We start from the raw sequence: 22,284 nt of genomic DNA, 5'->3' as shown, positions 1-22,284 counted from the left end.
TCCGCGCCACCCTCGTCCGCACCAGAGGTTATCCATGGCCAAGGCAACGTTTGAAGTTCCAGAGCTGAGTCAGTACATCGAGGTTCCGGCTGTGACGCCGGAGACCATGGCTCACAGCATGCCGTTCGTGGCCAAGCCCGAGTTCCAAGAGCCGCTTGGGTTTCCGGGCGAGCTCATGGATGACTGGCAGCAGAAGGCCATCGGGAAGATGGGCGAGCTCCTCGGGAAATACCGCTCGCTGAGGGTCTACCTGGATGCCTGCGTGAAGTGCGGATCCTGCACCGACAAGTGCCACTATTACCTCGGGACCAAGGACCCGAAGAACATGCCGGTAGGTCGCCAGGACCTGATGCGCAAGGTGTATCGGCGCTACTTCACCCTCGCCGGAAAGCTGTTCCCAAAGCTGGTTGGCGCCGAGGAGTTCACCAAGGAGGTTCTGGACGACTGGTATAGCTACTACCATCAGTGCTCGCAATGTCGGCGGTGCTCGGTCTTCTGTCCCTACGGCATCGACACGGCCGAGATCTCGATGGCCGCGCGCGAGATCATGGACAGCATCGGGGTCGGCCAGAAGTACTGCAACGAGATCATCGGCAAGGTCTACAAGATCGGGAACAACCTGGGTCTGCCGGGTCCGGCGCTCGCGGACACCCTCGAGGGCCTGGAGGAAGACGTCTACGACGAGACCGGCGTGCGCGTCCGGTACCCGATCGACGAGGAAGGGGCCGAGATCCTGCTGATCACGCCGTCAGCGGACTTTTTTGCCGAGCCGCACGTCGACGGCCTGATCGGCTACGGCAAGGTATTTCATGAGGCCGGTGTCTCCTGGACCTTGAGCTCCTACGCGTCGGAGGCTGCCAATTTCGGCATGTTCATCGGCTCGTACGACAATATGCGACGCGTCGCTCAGCGCATCCGCGAGGCCGCCATCCAGCTCAAGGTCAAGCGCATCGTGTTCGGTGAGTGCGGTCACGCCTGGCGCGTTGCCTACAGCTTCCTGAATACCCTGGCTGGTCCATGGGATTTCCTCGACCCGCGTTATCCGGTCCCGCAGCATATCTGCGAGTTCACCTACGACCTGATCCAGCGCGGGAAGCTCACCTTCGACAAGAGTGAGAACGACGACAAGGTCTTGACCTATCACGACAGCTGCAATGTCGCGCGCGCCTCGCGCATGGGTGACACACCGGGCGGACAATTCGAGATTCCCCGGGCGATCATCCGGGCGACCTGCAATCACTTCTACGATATGGACGAGGACACCATTCGCGATCGCACCTTCTGCTGTGGCGGCGGCGGTGGCCTGCTCACCGATGACCTCATGGAGCTGCGCGTGAAGGGGGCCAAGCCGCGGGTCGAGGCTCTGAATAATGTGATGCAGGAAAAAGCCGTGACACACATGGCTGCCATTTGTGCCATCTGTAAGAGCCAGTTCACGAAGGTTCTGCCTTACTACGGTATGGAGATGGACCAGATCGTCAGTCTGCACCAACTGGTGTCGAATGCCATTGTGCTGACCGGGCAGGACACCGAAGGCGACGACGAAGACGAGACAGACGAGGCTGCCTAAGACGGCATGGCGTGCCGCGCCGTGCCATCCGAAAGAACCCCGGCCTTTGACCCGATACGACCCCCCTGATAACGCGTCAGGGTTCAACTGGTAGGAGAGTGATCGACATGGCGACTTCAACCGACGAAATGAAGACGAAACCTTCCTGGCGCCGTTTCGAGGACGGTCATAACCAGTGGGAAAAGTGGACCGACAAGATCTTCGTTCAGGACACCTCGCACAAGTGTCCGACCTATGTTCACAAGACTCCGCCTTGTCAGGGGAGTTGCCCGTCGGGTGAAGACATTCGCGGTTGGCTGCAGATCGTGCGCGGTTTGGAGCAGCCGCCAGCCGGTATGGATTGGCACGAGTACGCCTTCCGTCGGTCGACCGATGCCAACCCTTTCCCGTCCATGATGGGGCGGGTCTGCCCGGCCCCCTGTCAGGACGGCTGCAACCGCAACGCCTTGGAGGACTTTGTTGGAATCAACTCGGTCGAGCAGTTCATCGGCGACACGGCCATTGCCAAGGGCTATCGGTTCGAGCCGGCGCCGGTCGACACCGGCAAGCGTGTGGCCATCATCGGCGGTGGGCCCGCCGGACTCGCCGCCGCCTACCAGCTCCGCCGCAAGGGTCATGGCTGCACCATCTTCGAGGCCAACGACGGGCTTGGCGGCATGTTCTTCTACGGCATCCCGGGCTACCGGGTCCCGCGCGACAAGCTCAACGCCGAGATCCAGCGGATCCTCGACATGGGGCAGATCGAGGTTCGGCTGAACACCAAGGTCGGGGTCGATGTCAGCGTCGAGCAGCTCGAAAAGGAGTTCGACGCGATCCTCTGGGCGATCGGCTGTCAGACGGGGCGCGGCTTGCCGGTCTCCGGCTGGGAGGGCACTCCCAACTGTGTCTCCGGTGTCGCCTTCCTCAAGGCCTTCAACGAGGGCCGCATGAAGATCACCGCCGAGAAGGTCGTGTGCGTGGGCGGAGGCGATACCTCCATCGACGTGGTCTCGGTTGCCCGCCGGCTGGGGCATGTCACCAAGTCGGGTCCGAAGGACCTGCCCGAGACCGTGATCCACGATGGCTATGTGGCACACGACGCGGCCACGACGGCCGCCGCCGAAGGTGCCGAAGTCACCCTGACCTCGCTGTTCACGCGAGAAAAGATGACCGCCTCGGAGCACGAGGTGCATGACGCGACCCACGAGGGCGTCACCATCCTCGACGGTGTCATGCCGGTTGAGGTCATCAAGGGTGCAGACGGGCGCGCGACCGGCCTGAAGGTGGCGGACTGCGAAATGATCGACGGCCGCCCCACGCCCGTGGAGGGCACCGAGCGCGTGTTGGCCGCCGACCTGATCGTCGCCGCGATCGGTCAAGGCGGGGATCTGCAGGGACTGGAGGATCTCGACAACGGACGCGGCCTGATCAACGCCGACAAGTTCTACCAGGTCCCCGACCGTCAGGGTCATTTCGTCGCGGGTGACATCATCCGTCCTCATCTTCTGACGACTGCGATCGGCCAGGCGTCGATTGCCGTCGACTCGATCGATGAGTATGTCCGCCACGTCGAGCACAAGCGCCGCCCGAAGGTCGACGTCCATCACTTCAACCTGCTGGAGAAGCTGACCGAGGCCAATCTCGCCCCGGAACCCTTCGTGCCCCAGCGCAGCGGCGACATGCGTGGCACCTCGAGCGCCAAGTACGCAATCCACAATTACGAGGACCGCTCGGGCGCCGAGGTCATTCCGCACGAGGAGCTCTTCCTCGGCCACTTCAACTACCACGCCCGGAACCTCCGTAAGGAGGAGGTGCCGAGTGCCGACGACGTGCTCGGCCACTTCAAGGAGCGCGTCATCGGTCTCTCGGAGGAGGAGGCCATCGACGAGGCCAAACGTTGCATGAGCTGCGGCATGTGCTTCGAGTGCGACAACTGCGTGATCTTCTGCCCGCAGGACGCCGTCTTTCGGGTCGACAAGAACAACCGGACCACGGGACGCTATGTGGACACGGACTATGCCAAGTGTATTGGCTGTCATATCTGTGCCGATGTCTGCCCGACCGGCTACATCAAGATGGGCCTTGGCGAGTAGAGAAACGGGAGGCGTCGATGGCAAAAGCCGCAGTCAGAGCTGGCCTCGTCGCCGTTGGACTGGCTTGGGTGCTTGCCGCCCAAGTCGTCCTGGCGGCCGACGCGAAGACCTACGTGGTCGAGGGATCCAAGGCCGCGTCCCTGGAGTCGTGCGTCGAGCCGACCGACCTGATGCGTCGCAGGCACATGGAGCTCATCAAGCACCAGCGCGACGAGACCGTGCACGGCGGGATCCGCAGCAGCAAGCATAGTCTTGCGGGCTGCGTGGATTGCCATATCCGCCGCGTAACGGACCAAACGCCGGCACCGATCCATCAGAAGAGCGAGTTTTGCGGGGCCTGTCATGCGTTCACAGCGGTGAACCTGAATTGCTTCGATTGCCATGCCGCGGTGCCCAAGGGGCCTGGCGCCGATCTGGCCGCGCAAGCCGCCCACCAGGCCGTCGGGAACCGCCCCTCGGTGCAGGTGGGCCCTGAAGGGGAAGGCCACTGAGATGAAAGAGAAGCATGCACCTACCGATCCGCAACGCCGGGGCTTTCTGGACGCCGCCGCCGCGGGCGTCACGGCCGCCGTCGTCGCACCCGGCGTCATCCTGCATTCGGTGACCGCCGCGCCCAGATCCGAGGCGGTCACCAGCGACGTGCGTTGGGGACTGTTGATCGATACGTCGAAATGCGCCGACGGCTGCTCTGCCTGTGTCGATGCCTGCGACAAGGAGAACGGCCTGGATCTGCAAACGCCGCCTCCGGGGGCTGCCGAGGCACGGTGGGATGCGCAAAAAGCGGTCTGGATTCGCAAAGTCAAGGTGCAGGACAACCAGACAGGGCGCGTCACCAATCTGCCCTTGATGTGCCAGCATTGCGAGCATCCGCCGTGCGTCGATGTCTGTCCGACCGGGGCCTCGTTCAAACGCGCCGACGGTATTGTGATGGTCGACCGCCATATCTGTATCGGCTGTCGCTACTGCATGATGGCCTGCCCATACAAGGCGCGGAGCTTCGTGCACGAGGTGATGGAAAACCAACTCACGCGCGTCCCGCGCGGCAAGGGTTGCGTCGAGAGCTGCAACCTCTGCGTGCACCGTCGCGACCACGGCGAGGAATCCACTGCCTGCGTTGATGCCTGCACGGCGGCCGGCCACGAGGCGATCGTCTTCGGGGATCTCAAGGATCCCCGCAGCGCCATCCGCACCCGGCTGGCTGAGATGTCCAGTCGCCAGATCCGCGAGGATCTGGCCTTGAACACGGGCGTTCGGTATTCGGGTATCTGACCAGGGCGAGGCGAACTCAGCATGAAGCGCATCATCTACCGCGAGTGGCGTATCCCGCCCGCTCGTTACTGGAGTCTGATCGGAATCCTGGGCACCGTCATCGCGATCGGTGCGCTCGCGTTCGCCTACATGGAGCATGAAGGCCACTGGGTGACCGGGATGAACAACTCGGTCGTCTGGGGCACCCCGCACGTCTTCGCCGTGTTCCTGATCATCTCGGCCTCGGGCGCACTCAACATCGCATCGATCGGCACCGTGTTTCGCAAGCCGCTCTACAAGCCGCTCGGGCGTCTCTCGGGACTCATGGCTGCCGCGCTTCTCATGGGCGGGCTGCTGGTCCTGGTTCTTGACCTGGGGAGGCCTGAGCGTCTGGTGGTGGCGATGACGACCTATAACTTCCGGTCGATCTTTGCCTGGAACATCTTTCTCTATACGGGTTTTCTGGCCATTGTCATTGCCTATCTCTGGAGCATGGCGGATCGCAAGGGTGGGCCCTACAATCGGCCGATCGGGATCGTCGCCACCGTCTGGCGTCTCGCGCTCACGACCGGCACCGGGTCGATCTTCGGGTTTCTAGTCGCGCGCCAGGCCTATGACGCGGCGATTCTGGCTCCCATGTTCGTTGTCATGTCGTTCGCCTACGGTTTGGCCATCTTCATGCTGGTGTTGATGTTCAGCTTCCGCGAGGAAGGGCGGCCCATCGGCGACCGCCTGATCGGGCGGCTCAAGAACCTGCTGGCCGTCTTCGTCCTGGGGGTCTTCTATTTCACCCTCGTCTATCATCTGACCAAGCTGTACGGGGCCAAGAACTACGACCTGGTCGGTTGGCTCCTGCTCGACGGCGGCATCTATACATTCATGTTTTGGGTGGGTTGGGTCCTGATCGGCGGGCTCGTGCCCCTCGGCATCATCTACCATCCGGTGCTGGGCAAGAATCGGGGCTGGATCGCGGCGGCGTGTGGCCTGGTGATCGTTGGCGGCTTGGCAAGCATGTACGTGATCATCATCGGCAGCCAGGCCTACCCGATCCAGATGTTCCCGGGGCAGACTGTCCTGGAGTCCGGTTTCATGGATGGCGTTCAGGGCCAGTCCGCGCCTTACAGCCCGACCATCCCCGAGGTGCTGCTTGGTCTGGGAGGCGTCGCCGTTGCCCTTCTGATCACCGCCGTGGGTGTGCGCGTCCTGCAGTTTCTTCCGGAGTCGCTTGCGGACGACGTCTTGCCGGCCGACGAGGAGACCCTGGCTCAGCATACGGCTGAAGCGCAGGCCTGATATTCTGGGACCGGGTCGTTCCGCTCGTCAGGGCGCCCGGCTCGCGCCGGGTTGGGCGCTTGCCGAGTGAGCAACCGCGGTCCTGACGGGATTTCGGCGGGATCAGGGATCTCAAAGCGGCCCACTGTCAGCTCTCCGGGCGATGGCGCACCTCTACATCTCAGCAGCGCAGAAATCATCGGGCAAGACCACGCTCTCGATCGGTCTCTGCCGCGCTTGGCGCGACCGCGGTTTGCGCGTCCAGCCGTTCAAGAAGGGACCGGACTATATCGACCCGCTGTGGCTCACCGAGGCCTCCGGGCGTCCCTGCTACAACCTCGACTTTCATACGATGGCGCGGGCGGAGATCGCGGACGCCTTCGGGCGTGAGCTCGTTGGGGCGGATCTCGGCTTGATTGAGGGCAACGTCGGTCTCTTCGACAGCATCGATCCCGCCGGCTCCAACAGCAACGCCGAGCTGGCCAAGCAGCTGGGCGCCCCGGTGATCCTGGTGATCAACTGCCACGGCATCGGTCGCGGCATCGCCCCCCTGTTGTTGGGATATCAAGGGTTCGACCCCGAGCTGCAGCTCGCCGGGGTCGTTCTCAACAAGGTCGGGGGAGCGCGTCACGCCAAGAATCTGATCTCCGTTCTCGAGCACTACACCGACCTTCCCGTGCTGGGCGTGATGCATCGCGACGAGGAGATCGAGATTGCGGAGCGCCATTTGGGGCTGATGCCCAGCAATGAGGCTGAGGCTGCAGCGGCGTGGATCGACCGCATCCGAGGGCGCGTCGCCGACCAGGTCGATTTGACTCGCCTGCTCGCGATTGCGGAGGCGGCCCCGCGTCCTGTCGCACCAGCCTGTCCGCGACCTCGGCTTGCGTTCCCCGGTGATCTGGTGCGCATCGGGATCGCGCGCGATATGGCCTTCGGATTCTATTATCCGGACGACCTGCGCGCTCTCGCTGAGGCGGGCGCGGAGCTCGTCGACTTCAGCCCGGTCGGAGATCCCGAGCTGCCTGCGGTCGACGCCCTCTTCATCGGCGGCGGCTTTCCCGAGTACCGCATGGAGGCCTTGGAAGCGAACCGGCTGATGCGTGAGCAGATTGCCGACTTCGTGGCGCGCGGAGGGCCCGTTTACGCTGAATGCGGGGGCTTGATGTATCTCTGCCAGGGCATCAGCTGGAACGATGAGCGGCGCGCGATGGTGGGTGCACTCAAGGCTGAGGTGGAGTTGCGCAGCCGGCCGCAGGGACGGGGTTATGTCCGTCTGCGGGAGACGGACGCCTTCCCCTGGCCCCGCTTGACCGAGCATCGCGCCGAGCTGCCGGCCCACGAGTTCCACCATTCCGCGGTCATTGCGCCCGACCCCGGCTGGCGCTATGGCTTCGATGTCCTGCGCGGCGTTGGAATCGACGGTATGCATGACGGCATCGTGCAAGACCGCCTGCTCGCCTGTTACAGCCATCTCAGAGACGTGGGCGGCTGCCGATGGACGCACCGTTTCGTCGAGCAGGTTCGCCGTTCTCTCGACGCCTGACGAGACGTCGATCTCGTTCATCCCTCGGGTCAGAGCGGCTTGCCATCGGGCAATCCCCATATCCGCGGTTACAATACCCCCGGGTGTGGCGCGGCCGCCTCCCGTCGGGCATGCTGTCGCCGCAGGCTCGATCGGTGTGTCCTGGTCGCACGACTCCTGCGGACGGGCGACGGTGTTGAACCGATACCAACAGCATAGGTCTCAGATGTTTAAACTCACGACAGCAGCAGCCGAGCAGGTGCTCAGGGCCGCCAGAGAGGGCGGAACCGAGGGCATGGCACTCAGACTGGCGGCATCCCAGGCAGCGGACGGGACCATCGACTACCGGATCGGGTTCGATGATCCATCCGAGGACGATATTCGAATGCGCTGCGAGGATGTCGAGGTCGTCATGACGCCCGAGCACGTCCCCCTGCTGGATCAGACGACGATGGACTACGTTGAGATCGAGCCCGGTCAGTTTCGCTTCATCTTCCTCAATCCGAAGGATCCGCACTACACACCGCCGACCGAAGCCTGAGCGCACCGCGCGGACTCGACATGGACCTCAGCACCGAGGACAGCTTCCGGCTCAATGTCCTGCTGGCCAATCGGCCCCTGGCGATCCGGATCGACGAGGCGAGACTGCTGGTCTATGGCCTCGGTCCACAGGGGGAGTCGGTCGTGCGCCTCAACGCAAACACCAGGCCGGATCAATACCTGCGCCGAGTCAAGGAGCTGATCTCCGGGCATGTCCTGGGCTCTCCGGGTGGCTATCCCATCTATCTGCGCCGCTGGACGCGCATGGGTCAGATGCGGGACGAGAGCCTGGAGCAGCTGCTCCTGCTGGGCGAGCCGGAGGCCGTCGTGGCGGCCGTCTGCTCACCCGGGCTCACAGACGAGCTGGCCCGCCGCGCCTGGTGGGCGATGGAGGACGCCGAGAATGCCCGCCGGATGCTGGGCAACCCGGCGATCGTCGAGGGCGCGATGGGCCCGGTCCTCGTGGACTATCTGATCGATTATCTGCCTTTCGAGACCGAAAGCGACAAGATCATGGAGTCCATCCGGCTGGTCTTGCAGACCGGACTCCTCGATGCGGATCGCCGGGACGACCTTTGGAAGAAGGCTGCGCGTAAGCAACCCTATCTCGTCGGATTTTTGCAGGCCCTCCCCGACGATTTACCAGAGCGCGCAAATCCGCGTCAGCTTCCCGAGCCGATCGCCGCGCTGGCGCAGCAGGGCAACGTCTGCGCGCGCCTGCTGCGTCGAGTCTACGCACCGGCCGGGCAGGCCTTTGTCGCGACGGTCGGCACGGTGTTGGCCAAGCCGCCGAATCAGGATGTCGTGACGGCGACCTTCGATCTGCTGAGAGACTATTTCGGCGCGCTGCGGCCGGAGGGCGACCCGGACCTCGCGCTAGCGGACTTGCTCGCCGACGCCGAGCGGCTCGCAACGCCGGCAAGCCCCGACCCCGACACGGGACGACTCCTGCGCGCGGTGCCGGAAGCGGCGCACGAGGTGGCAGCCATGCGCGTGCTGTCCGGTGTCGGCTACGGTCTGCTCCGAGCCCTGTCGCTCGACCCAAGCGTGCTTGGGAGCCTCATGCGGCGGAAGCTTGCGCCCGTCATGGATCCGCTCCAGGAGCGACTGCGCCTGCTGGCAGGGCGTTGATTGAAAGCGGCTTGTTGTGCCTCGAAGGCCTCCCCGATCGGGTCTGCCAGGGCGGCTCGCCCCGAACGCCGCGGCGATCCCTTTTAATCGTCAGAAACGAACGAAATAAGAATAACAATCGATTTTAGAGATCATCATGCGGACGCTACCCTACGTGCAGGGTTGAATAGGAGCACGCGCATGGCTAAGACATTCTCGTTCGCGATCCTCCACATGACGGTCGCCTTCACCGTCGGCTACATCCTGAGCGGCAGCCTCCTGGTCGGCGGGGCCATTGCCCTGGTCGAGCCGGCGGTCAACACGGTGGTCTATTTCGTCCATGAGAAGGTCTGGGAGCGCATCCGAAGCGAACCCTGCGCAGGTGGCCTCCTGACGTGTTAAGCCAACGGGCCGGCGAGCCGCTCGCTGATGTCCCACAGTCGGCGGTTCGCTTCTGGGTCGCGCGTCTGCGCAGGCGCCCTGAGGGGGCGACGGTCGCCGAGATACTGGCCTGTGACACCTTCCAGCTGCGGGGACCGGGCCAGGTAGAGGACGCGCTCGGCAGCGCGCTCGGGCGTCGGGATCGCCCAACCGAGAAGGGCGTCGACCGATTTCCAGAAGATGCCTTGAGCGCCGTCGGTCCCGCCGAGATTGGACCTGAAGACACCCGGGAACACGCAGTTGACGGTCACGCCCGTCCCGTCTAAACGCCTTGCCAGCTCGAACGTGAAATGCAGGTTGCCCAGCTTGGACTGGCCGTACGCCTGCATCATGCGATAGCGGCGGCGGGTCCAGTGCAGATCGTCGAAGTCGATCGCGGTGTCGATGCGGGTCCCGACGTTGACGATGCGGGCCGGTGCGCTCGCCTTGATCCGATCCAGTAGCAGTCTCGTGAGCAGGAAGGGACCCAGATGGTTGACCGCGAGCGAGCGCTCGATGCCCTCGGGGCTGGTACGGCGTGTCGGATAGGCGGTCCCGGCATTGTTGACGAGGAGGTGAAGTCGGTCGAAGCGGGCGATGATCGCCGCGGCCGCGCGACGGACCTCGTCCTGGCTGCCCAAGTCCGCGAGGAAGAGATGGACGTCTGGATTGCCGGTCGCTGCAGCAATCTCCTCACGCGCGGCTTCGCCGCGGCGGCGGTCGCGTGCCAGCATCCCAAGCCGCGCCCCGTCCCGGGCGAGTGCCAATGCGACCGCCTTGCCCAAACCGGAGTTGGCGCCCGTGACGAGGACCGTCCTGCGATCCGCGTCCGTCACACGCTGCCCAGCAGTGAAGCCGTCATTCGGCGTAGCCGCCTCGCCCGGAGCCGCGGGTATCGCGCGCGAAATAGCTGACGCGCCCCATCGGGACCACGGTCACGCCGCCGGCGCTGACATGGAAGCGTTGCTCGTCCTTCGTACGGTCGAAGCCGATCTCGTCGCCTGCCTCGATGACGTTGTGCCGGTCCACGATGACATTGCGCAGACGGGCACCGCGGCACACGCGGACATAGTCCATGATGATGCAGTCCTCCAGGACGACATCCTCCTCGATGACGGCCTCGCGACGGATGATGGAATTGATCAGCCGCGCGCCCTCGTGGATCATGGTCGCGGCACCGAGCAGGGTATTGCGGAGCTCGCCGCCCAGCACACGAGCGACCGGTCCCTGGTAGCCACTGGAGAAGACGGGCCATTCCGGGTTGAACATATCGAAGACGGGCTCCGCGCCGAGGACGTCCTTGTGCGCATCGAAGTAGGCGTCGATGGTACCGACGTCGCGCCAGTAGACCGCGGTCTCGTAGGGCTGCACGCCGGGGATCACATTCGTTGCGAAGTCGTAGGCGTATAGCCGGTGGGTACTCAGCAGGCGCGGCAGGACGTGCTGCCCGAAGTCCGATTCGCCCGCCGCCTGGGTCTCCTTCAAAGCCTTCAGCAGCACCTCGGTGTCGAAGATATAATTTCCCATCGAGGCGAAGGCCTTGGTCGAATCCCCGGGTAAGTGCGTCGGGTTGGCGGGCTTCTCCTCGAAGGCACTGATTCGGCCCTCTTCATTGGCCGCGATAACCCCGAAGCTCGAGGCCTCAGCGATCGGCACGGGCAGCGCTGCGATCGTGACGTCGGCCTGGCGGGTCTTGTGGAACTCGACCATCTGCCGGATATCCATGCGATAGATGTGATCCGCACCGAAGACCGCGACGAGATCCGGCCGGTGTTCCTCGATCAGGGTGATGTTCTGGTGAACCGCGTCGGCCGTGCCTTGAAACCAATGTGCGCCGGCGATCATCTGGGGCGGCACGACGGTGACAAACTGGCTCTGCAGCAAGGGTGAGATGGTCCAGGCCTTGCGTACATGCTCGATCAGCGACTGCGACTTGTACTGCACCAACAGGTAGATGGTCTGGATCTGGGAGTTGACGAGGTTGCTGAGCACGAAATCGACGATGCGGTAGCGTGCGCCGAAGGGAACGGATGGCTTGGAGCGCCCCGTCGTCAGAGGTTGGAGGCGCGAGCCTTGGCCGCCGGCCATGACGAAGGCGATGATTCGATCGGTTTGCATGATTCCTCCAGGTGCCCCTGATGCCGGAGCTTTCATTGTGACAGCGGGTTCCCGATGTCAATGATAAACCCCTCCAACCGAGGTTTCCCGATTATCGGAATCCCGACCCAAGCGGATGCCCTGTCCGGTGCCATCGGGGGCGCGGTCGGCGACGCGACCGTCTACAATGGCGGGCCATGATGGTTGCAGCCTGGAGCAGAGATGAGTGAGCATAGGAGAAAGGTGCCTGGACGCCCGGTGATGCTGATCATCCTGGACGGGTTCGGCTTGAATCCGGCCAAGGCCAACAACGCGGTCCTGATTGCAGACACACCGAAGCTGGACCACTACTTCTCGCGCCATCCGCACACCGCCCTGCAGGCGTCCGGCCTGGCGGTAGGGCTCCCGGACGGGCAGATGGGCAACTCCGAGGTCGGCCACATGTGCCTGGGGTCGGGCTGCGTCGTGCGCCAGGATCTGGTGCTGATCGACCAGGCGATCGACGAACGAAGCTTTTTCGAGAATCATGCCCTGGTTGCGTCGGCGCAGGCGGCGGCCGAGCAGGGCAGGCCGATCCATCTGATGGGTCTGGTCTCGGACGGCGGTGTGCACAGCCATGTCCGCCATCTCGCGGCGCTGATCAAGCTCTGCAAGCGGCAGGGCGCACGCCCGCTGGTCCATGTCTTCACCGACGGCCGGGATACCCCGCCGCGCTCCGCGCTCAGCTATCTCAACTGCCTGGACGAGCCCTTGCACACCGCCGGGGGCCGGATCGCGACTGTCAGTGGCCGCTACTACGCCATGGATCGCGACAATCGCTGGGAGCGCACCGAGATGGCATGGCGTGCGATGGTCGACGGCGAGGGTCGCCAGGCGTCCGATGTCCGCGCGGCGATCGAGGCCGCCTATGCCGCGGGTGAGGACGACGAGTTCATCCGCCCGACGGTCCTCGCGGGTGCCGAGCCCATCCGCAACGGGGATCAGGTGATCCACATCAACTTCCGCAAGGACCGACCGCGTCAACTGGTCTCCGCCTTCTTCCAGCCGGATTTCGACAAGTTCGACCGACGCGGCGTCACCGGCGTCAAGGTCACCTGCATGATGGAGTACGACCCCTGGTTCGGGCTGCCGTTCGCATTCGATCACGACATGCCGAAGGTCACCCTCGGGCGGCTCCTCAGCGATGACGGCATTCCCCAGTTCCACTGCGCGGAAACAGAGAAGTATGCCCACGTCACCTTCTTCTTCAACGGCGGCCGTGACGACCCCTTCCCTGGAGAGGAGCGCGCCCTGATCCCGTCGCCCAAGGTCCCGACCTATGACCTGCAGCCGGAGATGAGCGCACCGGAGGTCGCCGATGTGATCGTCGATGCACTCCACGGCGGTCGATTCCCCTTCATCGTGGTGAACTTCGCCAACGGCGACATGGTCGGCCACACCGCGGTCCGGGAGTCGGTGATCGCCGCCGTCGAGGCGCTTGATCGCGAGGTCGGCCGGGTACTGGATACCGCTGTGGAGTGCGGTTATTCGGTGATCCTGACCGCGGACCATGGTAATTGCGACGAGATGGTCGATCCGGTCACGGGTGACCCGCATACCCAGCACACGGTCTATCCGGTGCCCTGTCTGATCATCGACGAGACCCCCTGGCGGCTTGCCGTAGGGGGTGGGATCAAGGACATCGCGCCCACCGTCCTCCATTTGATGGGGATTCCGATCCCGGCACAGATGGACGGGCACTCGCTCCTGCTCGGGCCGGCGACCGCCTGAACGATGCAGGCCTATCTCGATCTGCTTCGCGATGTCATCGACAATGGCGTCGACAAATCCGACCGCACCGGTGTCGGCACCCGATCGGTGTTCGGGCGCCAGCTGCGTTTCGATCTGAGCCGCGGGTTCCCGCTGCTCACCACCAAGCGCATCCACACCAAGAGCCTGATCCACGAGCTCCTCTGGTTTCTCTGCGGCTCGACCGACAACCGATGGCTGCGTGATCGGGGCGTGACCATCTGGGACGAGTGGGCGACCGAGGATGGTCGTCTCGGTCCCATCTATGGTGCCCAATGGCGCAGCTGGGCCTGCCCGGACGGCCGCGTGATCGATCAGCTCGGCGATCTGGTTGCGACGATCCGGACCCGTCCGGATTCGCGACGCCTGCTGGTCTCGGCCTGGAACCCGGCGGATCTGCCCGACGAGGGTCGGAGTCCGCAGGAGAACGTGCACGCCGGGCGTATGGCCCTGGCGCCGTGCCATTGCCTGTTTCAGTTCTATGTCGCCGGCGGGCGTCTCTCCTGTCAGCTCTATCAGCGCAGCGCCGATCTCTTTCTGGGTGTGCCGTTCAACATTGCGAGCTATGCATTGCTGACGCATCTGATCGCCCATCAGTGCGACCTGGAAGGGGGTGACTTCATCCATACGTTCGGTGACGTCCATCTTTACCGCAATCACCTGAACGACGAGATCGTATTCTCGCAGCTCGAGCGCGAGCCCCGGACCCTGCCGACGCTCCGCCTGCTGCGGCGACCCCCTACCCTGTTCGATTACCGGTTCGAGGACATCGAGCTCGTCGGGTATGACCCACACCCTGGCATCCGCGCACCGATCGCGGTCTGACCGGATGCCGGACCTCAGCTGACCTGGCAGGCGCACGCCTCCTCGGGGAGCCACTTCTCATGGATTCGTTCAGCCAAGCCTTTGTGGAATATGGACTCTTCCTGGCCAAGACCTTGACCATCCTGCTCGGCATCGCCGTGCTCTTGATCCTGGGCATGCGTCTTCGCCAGGCCGCGCATGGCGATGCCGAGCAGTTGGAGATCATCGACCTCAATCAGCGCTATCGTGAGCTCACGCGCGCATTGAAGGAGCTCTCCCTCCCCAAGAAGGCCTACAAGGAGTACCTGAAGGCGGAGCGTAAAGAGGAGAAGGCGCGCGAGAAGGGCGCCAAGGCCCAGCGCCCGCGGCTCTTCGTCATCGAGTTCAACGGTGACATCCGCGCCAGCGAGGTCAGTGCCCTGCGCGTTCTGGTAACCATCCTGGTGATGGAGGCCCGCGAGGGAGACGCGGTGCTGGTGCGCCTGACCAATGCCGGCGGCCTGGTCAGCGACCACGGTTTGGCCGCCTCACAACTGGCGCGTATCCGCCAGAAGGGGATTCCGCTGACGGTTGCGGTCGACAAGGTCGCCGCAAGCGGCGGCTACCTGATGGCCTGCGTGGCCGATCGCATCATCGCTGCGCCCTTCGCGGTCGTCGGCTCAATCGGCGTGCTGGCGGAGCTGCCCAACTTCCATCGCCTGCTGGAACGCTACGGCGTCGACTTCGAGCTGCACACCGCCGGGGAGTTCAAGCGCACCCTCACCCTGTTCGGCGAGAACACCGAGGAGGGTCGCCAGAAGCTGCGCGAGCAGCTGGACGAGACGCACACCCTCTTCAAGTCGTTCCTGACCAGCTATCGTCCGAGCCTGGACCTCGACCGGGTCGCCACCGGCGAGTACTGGCATGGCGAGCGCGCCGTCGAGCTGGGCCTGGTCGACACCATCCAGACCAGCGACGACTTCCTCTTGGCGGCCAGTGCAGACATGGACCTACTCAAGCTCAAGTACACCGCCCGCAAGAAACCCATCGAACGGCTGCTGTCCAGTCTGCGGGCGGCGCTGGACCACGCGCTCGCAGGCTGGCGCCCCGGGAGGTGAACCCGGCACGACCGGCGCACAGATGCAGAGGATGGACAGGGACGGCCATTGCCCAACGCTGACGCGTCGAAGTGAGGATTGCTCGGGTTGCTGTCGGTCGCGAGTCGCAACTGTGGCACGAACAACGCAGACCGGGCTCCGCCTCAGAATCCTTTTCCGGTAACGGGCAAACAAGGGAGTCTGCGATGGCTAAGATCCTAATATCCTGGACCGATCCCGCTTCGCTCCATCCGGGCGACGCGAACGTCTCTTGGCGGCCTGGACCCTTAGGCGCTCGAGCCGGATCCAGGCGTCCAGGATGCAGGCCACCGACCATGCCTGCGCCGGGCAGCCGCGCGGGCGGTGGGGCGGGTCGCCGTCGAAGATCTCGCTGACGGTGCCGAGCCCGGCGTCGAGCAGGTGATCGGAAATCGGTTCCAGACGTGCCTGGGCTGCGGCTGCATCGCCGGTCACGCGGTTCTCGGCGAGCGCGTAGGGCCCGAGCAGCCAGGCCCAGACGTTGCCCTGATGGTAGGCCGCATCGCGACTGCGGACATCCCCCACATACTGGCCCTGATAGTCGGGATCCTCCGGCGTCAGCGACCGCAGTCCGTATGAGCAGAGGAGATGGCGCTCGCACATGGCCACGACTGCCGCCTGATCGGGCGGATCGAGCGGCGAGTGGACGAGACTGACCGCGAAGATCTGATTCGGGCGGATCCGCGCGTCGCCTCCGTCCGGGCCGTCCAGGACGTCGTACAGTCCCAGTCGGTCCGGGCGGACGAAACGCGCAAATCCGGCCCGGGCCGCGTCGGCGCAAGCGCGGTAGCGCCGGGCATCCAGGCCCAGTCGGTCGGCGAAATCGGCCATCATCCGGAGCCCGTGATACCAGAGCGCATTGATCTCCACTGGTTTGCCGATGCGGGGGGTGACGACCCAATCGCCGACCTTCGCATCCATCCAGGTGAGTTGCACGCCCGGCTCACCGGCTCGGATCAGCCCGTCCACCGGGTCCATGGCGATCCCGTAGCGCGTTCCGTTGCGATAATGGGTGATGATCGACTCCAGGAGGGGGAAGGCGCGCGCGAGCGCATCCAGGTCAGCCGTGGCCTCGACATAGGCGCGCCAAGCCTCGATCAGCCAGAGCGCGGCATCCACCGTGTTGTACTCGGGAACCTCGCCGGAGCCGGGGAAGCGGTTGGGCAGCATGCCGCGGTCGACCAGACCGGTGAAGGTCTCGAGGATGCGCCTCGCTGTCTCGGGTCTCCCGGTCGCGAGGGTCAGGCCGGGGAGCGCGATCATGGTGTCCCGGCCCCAATCGCCGAACCAGGGGTAGCCGGCGATCACGGACATGCCGCATGCCAGGTCATCACGCGGATCGCGGGCGGCGATCGCGCGCTCGATCAGAAAGCTGTCGGCCGCGAGGATGAGCTGGTCGATCCAGCTCGGGAAGGTTGCGATCCCGGATTGCGCGGCCCTCGCGGTCCGCAGGAGCGCGCGATCACGCCGCTGGAAGCGTTCGAGCGCCTCGTTCGGATCAGGGTCGTCGGCGGATGCGAGCGTGGCCAGGATCCCGCACCGACTCATCGAGTCCAGGGACAGCTCCGCGAAGCCCACCCTCAGATGATCTTCCTGGTCTGGCAGGCCACGCTCCTGCTCGAGCGACAGGTTGAAATGCTCGATCCAGTCGGGATCAGTCCGAATTGTTCCGCCGCAGCCGATCAGATTGAGCGCAGACCCATCGGCGCGCTGAATCCGCAAGCGACCTCCGGTCGCCTGGAGCGCGGGATCGAATTCACCCTTACGCCGGACCTCATGGTGGTCCCGGTCGGCGAGGAGGAGGGCGATGCGCAGTCGTGGGGCGGCCCCTGCCCGACTGCGCAGCAACTGGTAGGTGAGCCACACCCCGTCCTCGCCCGGCGGCATCCAGATTCGCTGCTCGATCGTCAGGTCGGCGCAGCCCCAGTGCCACACGGGCATCCGCCCCTCGAGTCGAAACGACTCGATCAGCACATGGCCGGATGGCTCAACCCGGCCCTCGGCAAAGCGGTTGCTGAACAGAGGCCAGGCCCGCTCCCCGTCGATCAGGGTCGTGTCCATCTTGACGACCAGCAGTCGGCGCCCGAGCGGCGGGTCGACCGGCGCGATCAGCAGACCGTGGTAGCCGCGTGTCCGGGTCCCGGCGACCGTTCCCGCGGCATAGCCGCCCCGGCCGTTGGCGAGCCACCACTCCCGGCGCTCCGCCTCCGCCAGCTCGCCGCACAGGGCACGGCCGATCCTGATCCCGCCGGCACCGGAGCGGCTCATCGAAGCAGACCCGGCTGCCCGGACGTGGTCGGTCTCGCCAGACGATCGGCCATGTTGCACACTGTCACTCCACCGAGTCGAGGATCCGAACGAACGCAGCGCGGATCATGCATCAGGACGCCCGCGGTCAGCGAGCCTTCGTGGAACGCGCCGCTGATGCCTGGATGGCGGTCCTGTTCGTCGCTGCAATGCGGGCCTTCCAGGCTCGGGCGTGATTGGCCCGTTCCTCCGCCCGGTCGTCCGGGTGCTTGGCTCGAAGCTCCTTCTGGTCCGGTTGCAGGGCGGCCCGGGGGATTGCGACTCCGGCGCCGGCGGCGCCTGGCCCAGACGCCCGTGCCGCCGCATCGAACACGGAGCGAATCCGCGTTTGAGCTGACCCTGTCAATCGAGAGCATGAGTCCTGTCGATGTCCGAGCTGACCCTCCATTTCGAGCGCCGTGCCGGCTGGGGCACAGATGTCTACGCACACTGTTGGGACGCACACCCAAGGGGGCCTCACAGCGATTGGCCCGGTCTCGCGATGGAGCCCATCGGGGACGGCTGGTACCGGATCCGATTCCCGGGGACACGATCCCTGCGACTGGTTTTCAACGACGGTCGGGGCCATCAGACGGGCGACCAGTTTCGCGACGCGAACGGCTGGCTCGATGTCGCGGGCCGCTGGCATGACCACCGCCCCGCGCATCGGTTCAGCGGGGTCGGCCCGCGGGGGACGGGCGCGCAGCCGGGTCCGGCGCCGAGCGCCTCCACCGAGCCGCGTCCCATCGCAGAGCGAATCGATTTCCGCGAGGAGACGATCTACTTTCTGATCACCACGCGCTTCTATGACGGTGATCCGTCCAACAACTTCTTCTGCCGTGACCGGATCCAATTCGATGGCGCCGGCCAGCCGGTCGATCCCCACTGGCGGGGCGACTTCAAGGGACTGATCCAGCGTCTGGACTACATCCGCGACCTCGGTTTCACTGCGATCTGGATCACCCCGCCCGTGGAGAACCGCTCCGGGCTCGACTACCACGGGTACCACCCCTACGACTGGACCCGCATCGACCGGCGCCTGGAATCGCCGGGTGCCACCTATCAGGACCTGATCGATGCCGCTCACGCTCGTGACATCAAGATCGTCCAGGACGTTGTGGTGAACCATTCCTGCCAGTACGGCATCCGGGGCAGGGTCCACATCGACCACCTGCCGATCAAATATTACGTGCCCCAAGGTTCGGAGCAGGGGCAGGTCGACCATGGTCCCTACCAAGGCCACCTCGGCAACTATGCCTGGCCCAACCGCGATGACATCGACAATCCGGTGGCCCCCGACTGGTATCGCGAGCGTCATGGTCGCGATCCGGATGGGGTCGAGCCGCTGGTCGATCCCAAGACCGGCGAGATCGTGCCCAAGCCCGGCTACAACCCGGGTCGCTTCTTCGGCGTCGACCCCAATGACCTCGACCCGGAGTGGTACCATCAGGACGGCTTCATCTGCGGCGGCGACTGGGAAAGCGTTCGTCCCCTCCAACACAAGCACCTGGCGGGTGACTGCATCGATCTCGCGACGGAGCGGCGAAACGTGAAGGACTACATCATCGGCGCGGTCAAGCGCTATCTCGACATGGGCGTCGATGCCCTGCGCATCGACACCGTCAAGCATATCGAGCGCGACAATCTGCTGGAGTACGTCAACGCCTGGAAGGCCCACAAACCGGGTCTCTTCGTGTTCGGCGAGAATCTGGTCAAGGGCTACGGCTGGGGCGATCTCGGCGGCGGCGACAACGGGCCCTCGCAGATCCGTCCCTGGTGGTACACGCGGATCGGCCACGATCCGCAGGACCCCGAATCCGGTGGAGATTCCGGCTTCCCGCAGCTCGATTTCGGACTCTTCTCGACCTTTCGCGACACCGTGAGCAGGGGCACCTACGAAGGCACCGCCCAGATCCTCGGCATGGACTGGATCTACGGCGACGTGACCCAGCTGGTGACCTTTCTTCAGAACCACGACGTCGGCCCGGACAACGACTTCAAGTACCGTTTCAAGGGCGACCAATGGATGGCGGCCGCGGCGTACAATCTGATCTGGACCGTTCGCGGGATTCCCTGCCTTTATTTCGGCGAGGAGATCGAGTTCATGAAGGGGGCGCCGCAGGATGTCGAGGGTGAGCGCGACACCCTGCACCAGACCGGCCGCGCCTATTTCGGTGACCACCTGAGCGACGGGCGCATCCGTGAGACCCAGGCACATCCCCTCTATCAGCACATCCGGCGCCTGAATCGGATCCGGCGCGCCGTCCCGGCGCTCCAGAAGGCGCGTCTGAGCCATCTCGCCGAATGGGGCAGCGGGATGCGCTTCGTCCGGGACCATGCCGAAAGCGGCAGCTACGTCGTGGTCGGTCTGGCGATCGGGTCTGATCAGGAGATCGGCATCGACGGGGTTCGGCCGGGGCTGTACCGGGATGCGGTGACCGGCCATGAGCAGGCGTCTGAAGGCCGGCTGGTCTTCCGTGTGAAGGCCAACTCGGCCGGCATCTATGTCTTGGACGGTCCGGGTAAGATCGGCGAGGACGGCTTTTATCTGAGGTGAGCACGGAGGGTTTGCCGACATGACCTGGGAAGGTTGGCTGACGATCACCGTCATCGGACTCGTGCTGGTGTTTTTGGTGCAGGGCCGGATTGCGACCGATGTCGTGGTCGTCGCCGGTGTCGTGCTGTTGCTGCTCGCGGGGGTCCTGACCCCTGAGGAGGCCCTCGCCGGCATGGCGTCCACGGGCATGCTCACGGTCGCGGCCCTCTATGTAGTGGTTGCCGGTCTGCAGCGAACCGGCGGGATCGCCTGGGTCAGTCGCCATGTCCTCGGACGGCCCAAATCCCTGCCCAGGGCGCAGATGCGCCTGATGCTGCCCGTGGCCGCCATGTCGGCCTTCCTCAACAACACGCCGGTCGTCGCCCTGTTCATCCCCGCTGTGGCCGACTGGTCGCGCCGGATGGGCCGGTCGGCCTCGCGGTTCATGATGCCGCTCAGCTATGCCGCAATCCTGGGCGGTACACTGACCCTGATCGGGACCAGTACCAATCTGGTGCTGAGCGGTCTTTGGGAGAGCGGTGGGGGCGAGCGGATCGGATTGTTCGAGATCGCGTGGATCGGTCTCCCCGTGGCCCTGGTCGGGATCGCCTATGTGGCCTTGGCCGGTCAATTCTTGCTGCCCGAGCGCAACCCGGTCATCGGCCGCGACGAGACCGATGCACGCGCGTACACGGTGGCGATGGAGGTGGATCCGCGCGGTCCCTTGGTAGGTCAGACGATCGAGTCGGCTGGCTTGCGCGGTTTGCCCGGGCTGTTCCTGGCCGAGATCCTGCGCGGGGACCGGCTGCTGCCCGCGGTGGGGCCGCAGGAGCGCCTGCAGGCGGCCGACCGGCTGGTCTTCGTCGGAATCGTTGATTCCATCGTCGATCTCCGCAACGTCCGCGGACTCCTCCCGGCGACCGACCAGACGGGCAAGCTGCCGGTCGCGCGACATCGCCGGACCCTGGTCGAGGCGGTGGTGTCCTCCGACTGCCCTTTGGTCGGGTTGAGCATCCGCGATGGCCGCTTCCGCACGCGCTACAACGCGGTGGTGCTCGCGGTCGCGCGCGCCGGCTCACGGATCCAGCAGAAGATCGGCGACATCGTGCTTAGGCCGGGCGACACCCTTTTGATCGAGGCCGGTCCGTCCTTTACCGAGATGCACCGGTTCTCACGCGATTTCCTCTTGGTGAGTCAGGTCCAGCGCTCGCACGTGGTCCATTGGGAGAAGGCCGGGTTCGCAGTCGCCATCCTGCTTGCCATGGTCCTGATTGCAGTCTTCGCCCCGTTCGGCTGGGGTATGCTGGAGGCCGCGCTGCTGGCTGCCGGGGCCATGCTGGCCTTTCGTTGTGTCACGGCGACTCAGGCAAGACGGGCGGTCGACTGGCAGGTACTGCTCGTTATCGCCGCGTCCCTCGGCCTAGGGAAGGCGATGGAGGTGACCGGCGCGGCGGGATTTCTCGCCGGGAAGCTGATTGCGCTGGCGGGCGAGGACCCCTGGCTCACCCTGCTGATGGTCTACCTGATCACCACCATGCTCACGGAGATCGTCACCAACAATGCCGCGGCGGTCCTGATGTTCGCCATTGCGGCCGGGGCGGCGGAGGTCATTGGGGCCGATTTCAAGCCCTTTTTGTTTACCATCATGATGGCCGCATCCGCCAGCTTCGTGACCCCCATCGGCTATCAGACCAACCTGATGGTGATGGGCCCCGGGGGCTATCGCTTCGGCGACTATGTCAGGATGGGCCTCCCGCTGAATCTCGTGGCCGGCCTGGTGACCTGCTCGTTGGCGCCCCTGGTCTGGCCCTTCACTTCGAGTGGCTGACAGCGGATGCGCTCGGGCCCCGACAGGGCGCTGCCGGGTGCCGCTTGCAGCAGACGGGGACAGGGTTTCCAATAGG

17 protein-coding genes are annotated in these 22,284 nt (G+C 64.9%); 14 read left to right on the top strand and 3 right to left on the bottom strand.

What is annotated here, in order from left to right; translation table 11 throughout:
- The first annotated feature begins 34 nt into the window (after window positions 1-34).
- The 9 genes from dsrK (at window position 35) to LJE61_RS11020 (ending at window position 9,736) form a co-directional block, all read left to right on the top strand.
- Window positions 35-1,570: a sulfate reduction electron transfer complex DsrMKJOP subunit DsrK gene (gene dsrK / locus LJE61_RS11060; RefSeq protein WP_296910193.1), complete on the top strand. Its 1,536-nt coding sequence runs from the start codon at window positions 35-37 to the stop codon at window positions 1,568-1,570.
- Window positions 1,571-1,677: 107 nt separating this feature from the next.
- Window positions 1,678-3,642, top strand: a complete 1,965-nt coding sequence (locus LJE61_RS11055) for an NAD(P)-binding protein (protein ID WP_296910192.1) — start codon at window positions 1,678-1,680, stop codon at window positions 3,640-3,642.
- 17 nt (window positions 3,643-3,659) lie between these two features.
- Window positions 3,660-4,133 carry a sulfur reduction protein DsrJ gene (locus tag LJE61_RS11050; protein ID WP_296910190.1) on the top strand — a complete coding sequence of 158 codons (474 nt, stop codon included), beginning with the start codon at window positions 3,660-3,662 and terminating at the stop codon, window positions 4,131-4,133.
- A 1-nt stretch (window position 4,134) separates the two neighbouring features.
- The gene (dsrO, locus tag LJE61_RS11045) at window positions 4,135-4,911 is read left to right on the top strand and encodes a sulfate reduction electron transfer complex DsrMKJOP subunit DsrO (RefSeq protein ID WP_296910189.1); all 777 of its coding nucleotides are present in this window, start codon (window positions 4,135-4,137) and stop codon (window positions 4,909-4,911) included.
- 21 nt (window positions 4,912-4,932) lie between these two features.
- A complete protein-coding gene (nrfD, locus tag LJE61_RS11040; RefSeq protein WP_296910188.1) occupies window positions 4,933-6,183 on the top strand; it encodes an NrfD/PsrC family molybdoenzyme membrane anchor subunit in 1,251 nt (416 codons plus the stop codon).
- Between the two features lie 142 nt (window positions 6,184-6,325).
- Window positions 6,326-7,705 (top strand): cobyrinic acid a,c-diamide synthase CobB, encoded by a 1,380-nt coding sequence (locus LJE61_RS11035; protein ID WP_296918401.1) that lies wholly within the window; start codon window positions 6,326-6,328, stop codon window positions 7,703-7,705.
- A gap of 205 nt (window positions 7,706-7,910) precedes the next feature.
- Window positions 7,911-8,225, top strand: coding sequence for a HesB/IscA family protein (locus tag LJE61_RS11030; RefSeq protein WP_296910186.1), 315 nt, complete (start codon window positions 7,911-7,913; stop codon window positions 8,223-8,225).
- Between the two features lie 20 nt (window positions 8,226-8,245).
- Window positions 8,246-9,355: a sulfur reduction protein DsrS gene (locus LJE61_RS11025; RefSeq protein ID WP_296910184.1), complete on the top strand. Its 1,110-nt coding sequence runs from the start codon at window positions 8,246-8,248 to the stop codon at window positions 9,353-9,355.
- Window positions 9,356-9,535: 180 nt separating this feature from the next.
- Window positions 9,536-9,736 (top strand): DUF2061 domain-containing protein, encoded by a 201-nt coding sequence (locus LJE61_RS11020; protein WP_296918399.1) that lies wholly within the window; start codon window positions 9,536-9,538, stop codon window positions 9,734-9,736.
- On the opposite strand, the gene LJE61_RS11015 is transcribed toward LJE61_RS11020, so the two are convergent.
- Both LJE61_RS11015 and LJE61_RS11010 read right to left on the bottom strand, forming a co-directional pair.
- Window positions 9,733-10,590: an SDR family oxidoreductase gene (locus LJE61_RS11015; RefSeq protein ID WP_296910182.1), complete on the bottom strand. Its 858-nt coding sequence runs from the start codon at window positions 10,588-10,590 to the stop codon at window positions 9,733-9,735. The two genes, LJE61_RS11020 and LJE61_RS11015, sit on opposite strands and share 4 nt — an antisense overlap.
- A 22-nt stretch (window positions 10,591-10,612) precedes the next feature.
- Window positions 10,613-11,872, bottom strand: a complete 1,260-nt coding sequence (locus LJE61_RS11010) for a glucose-1-phosphate adenylyltransferase (RefSeq protein ID WP_296910181.1) — start codon at window positions 11,870-11,872, stop codon at window positions 10,613-10,615.
- Window positions 11,873-12,073: 201 nt separating this feature from the next.
- Here LJE61_RS11010 and gpmI point away from each other — a divergent pair, with 201 nt between their 5' ends.
- From gpmI to sohB, 3 genes are read left to right on the top strand one after another with little or no spacing between them, the layout of a single operon-like run.
- On the top strand, window positions 12,074-13,621 hold the full coding sequence (gene gpmI, locus LJE61_RS11005) for a 2,3-bisphosphoglycerate-independent phosphoglycerate mutase (protein WP_296910180.1): 1,548 nt from the start codon (window positions 12,074-12,076) through the stop codon (window positions 13,619-13,621).
- Window positions 13,622-13,624: 3 nt separating this feature from the next.
- Window positions 13,625-14,464: a thymidylate synthase gene (locus LJE61_RS11000; RefSeq protein ID WP_296910179.1), complete on the top strand. Its 840-nt coding sequence runs from the start codon at window positions 13,625-13,627 to the stop codon at window positions 14,462-14,464.
- A gap of 59 nt (window positions 14,465-14,523) precedes the next feature.
- On the top strand, window positions 14,524-15,540 hold the full coding sequence (gene sohB / locus LJE61_RS10995) for a protease SohB (protein ID WP_296910178.1): 1,017 nt from the start codon (window positions 14,524-14,526) through the stop codon (window positions 15,538-15,540).
- A 189-nt stretch (window positions 15,541-15,729) separates the two neighbouring features.
- Here sohB and LJE61_RS10990 read toward each other — a convergent pair whose 3' ends face one another.
- Window positions 15,730-17,826: an amylo-alpha-1,6-glucosidase gene (locus tag LJE61_RS10990; RefSeq protein WP_296910177.1), complete on the bottom strand. Its 2,097-nt coding sequence runs from the start codon at window positions 17,824-17,826 to the stop codon at window positions 15,730-15,732.
- 406 nt (window positions 17,827-18,232) lie between these two features.
- Between LJE61_RS10990 and LJE61_RS10985 the strand changes: the two genes are divergently transcribed.
- Both LJE61_RS10985 and LJE61_RS10980 read left to right on the top strand, forming a co-directional pair.
- Complete coding sequence (locus LJE61_RS10985; RefSeq protein WP_296910176.1) at window positions 18,233-20,401, top strand: alpha-amylase family glycosyl hydrolase; 2,169 nt, start codon at window positions 18,233-18,235, stop codon at window positions 20,399-20,401.
- Window positions 20,402-20,420: 19 nt separating this feature from the next.
- Window positions 20,421-22,208 carry an SLC13 family permease gene (locus tag LJE61_RS10980; protein WP_296918397.1) on the top strand — a complete coding sequence of 596 codons (1,788 nt, stop codon included), beginning with the start codon at window positions 20,421-20,423 and terminating at the stop codon, window positions 22,206-22,208.
- The last annotated feature ends 76 nt before the right edge of the window (window positions 22,209-22,284 follow it).

Origin of the sequence: Thiocapsa sp., assembly GCF_022340925.1 — a bacterium.
Taxonomy (GTDB): domain Bacteria; phylum Pseudomonadota; class Gammaproteobacteria; order Chromatiales; family Chromatiaceae; genus Thiocapsa.
This window is presented reverse-complemented; position numbering and strand designations above follow the sequence as displayed.

Excerpts from the sequence above, each read along its gene's own strand:
- dsrK (WP_296910193.1), top strand. The coding sequence starts at position 35 with ATGGCCAAGGCAACGTTTGAAGTTCCAGAGCTGAGTCAGTACATCGAG.
- LJE61_RS11055 (WP_296910192.1), top strand. The coding sequence starts at position 1,678 with ATGGCGACTTCAACCGACGAAATGAAGACGAAACCTTCCTGGCGCCGT.
- LJE61_RS11050 (WP_296910190.1), top strand. The coding sequence starts at position 3,660 with ATGGCAAAAGCCGCAGTCAGAGCTGGCCTCGTCGCCGTTGGACTGGCT.
- dsrO (WP_296910189.1), top strand. The coding sequence starts at position 4,135 with ATGAAAGAGAAGCATGCACCTACCGATCCGCAACGCCGGGGCTTTCTG.
- nrfD (WP_296910188.1), top strand. The coding sequence starts at position 4,933 with ATGAAGCGCATCATCTACCGCGAGTGGCGTATCCCGCCCGCTCGTTAC.
- LJE61_RS11035 (WP_296918401.1), top strand. The coding sequence starts at position 6,326 with ATGGCGCACCTCTACATCTCAGCAGCGCAGAAATCATCGGGCAAGACC.
- LJE61_RS11030 (WP_296910186.1), top strand. The coding sequence starts at position 7,911 with ATGTTTAAACTCACGACAGCAGCAGCCGAGCAGGTGCTCAGGGCCGCC.
- LJE61_RS11025 (WP_296910184.1), top strand. The coding sequence starts at position 8,246 with ATGGACCTCAGCACCGAGGACAGCTTCCGGCTCAATGTCCTGCTGGCC.
- LJE61_RS11020 (WP_296918399.1), top strand. The coding sequence starts at position 9,536 with ATGGCTAAGACATTCTCGTTCGCGATCCTCCACATGACGGTCGCCTTC.
- LJE61_RS11010 (WP_296910181.1), bottom strand. The coding sequence starts at position 11,872 with ATGCAAACCGATCGAATCATCGCCTTCGTCATGGCCGGCGGCCAAGGC.
- gpmI (WP_296910180.1), top strand. The coding sequence starts at position 12,074 with ATGAGTGAGCATAGGAGAAAGGTGCCTGGACGCCCGGTGATGCTGATC.
- LJE61_RS11000 (WP_296910179.1), top strand. The coding sequence starts at position 13,625 with ATGCAGGCCTATCTCGATCTGCTTCGCGATGTCATCGACAATGGCGTC.
- sohB (WP_296910178.1), top strand. The coding sequence starts at position 14,524 with ATGGATTCGTTCAGCCAAGCCTTTGTGGAATATGGACTCTTCCTGGCC.
- LJE61_RS10990 (WP_296910177.1), bottom strand. The coding sequence starts at position 17,826 with ATGAGCCGCTCCGGTGCCGGCGGGATCAGGATCGGCCGTGCCCTGTGC.
- LJE61_RS10985 (WP_296910176.1), top strand. The coding sequence starts at position 18,233 with ATGTCCGAGCTGACCCTCCATTTCGAGCGCCGTGCCGGCTGGGGCACA.
- LJE61_RS10980 (WP_296918397.1), top strand. The coding sequence starts at position 20,421 with ATGACCTGGGAAGGTTGGCTGACGATCACCGTCATCGGACTCGTGCTG.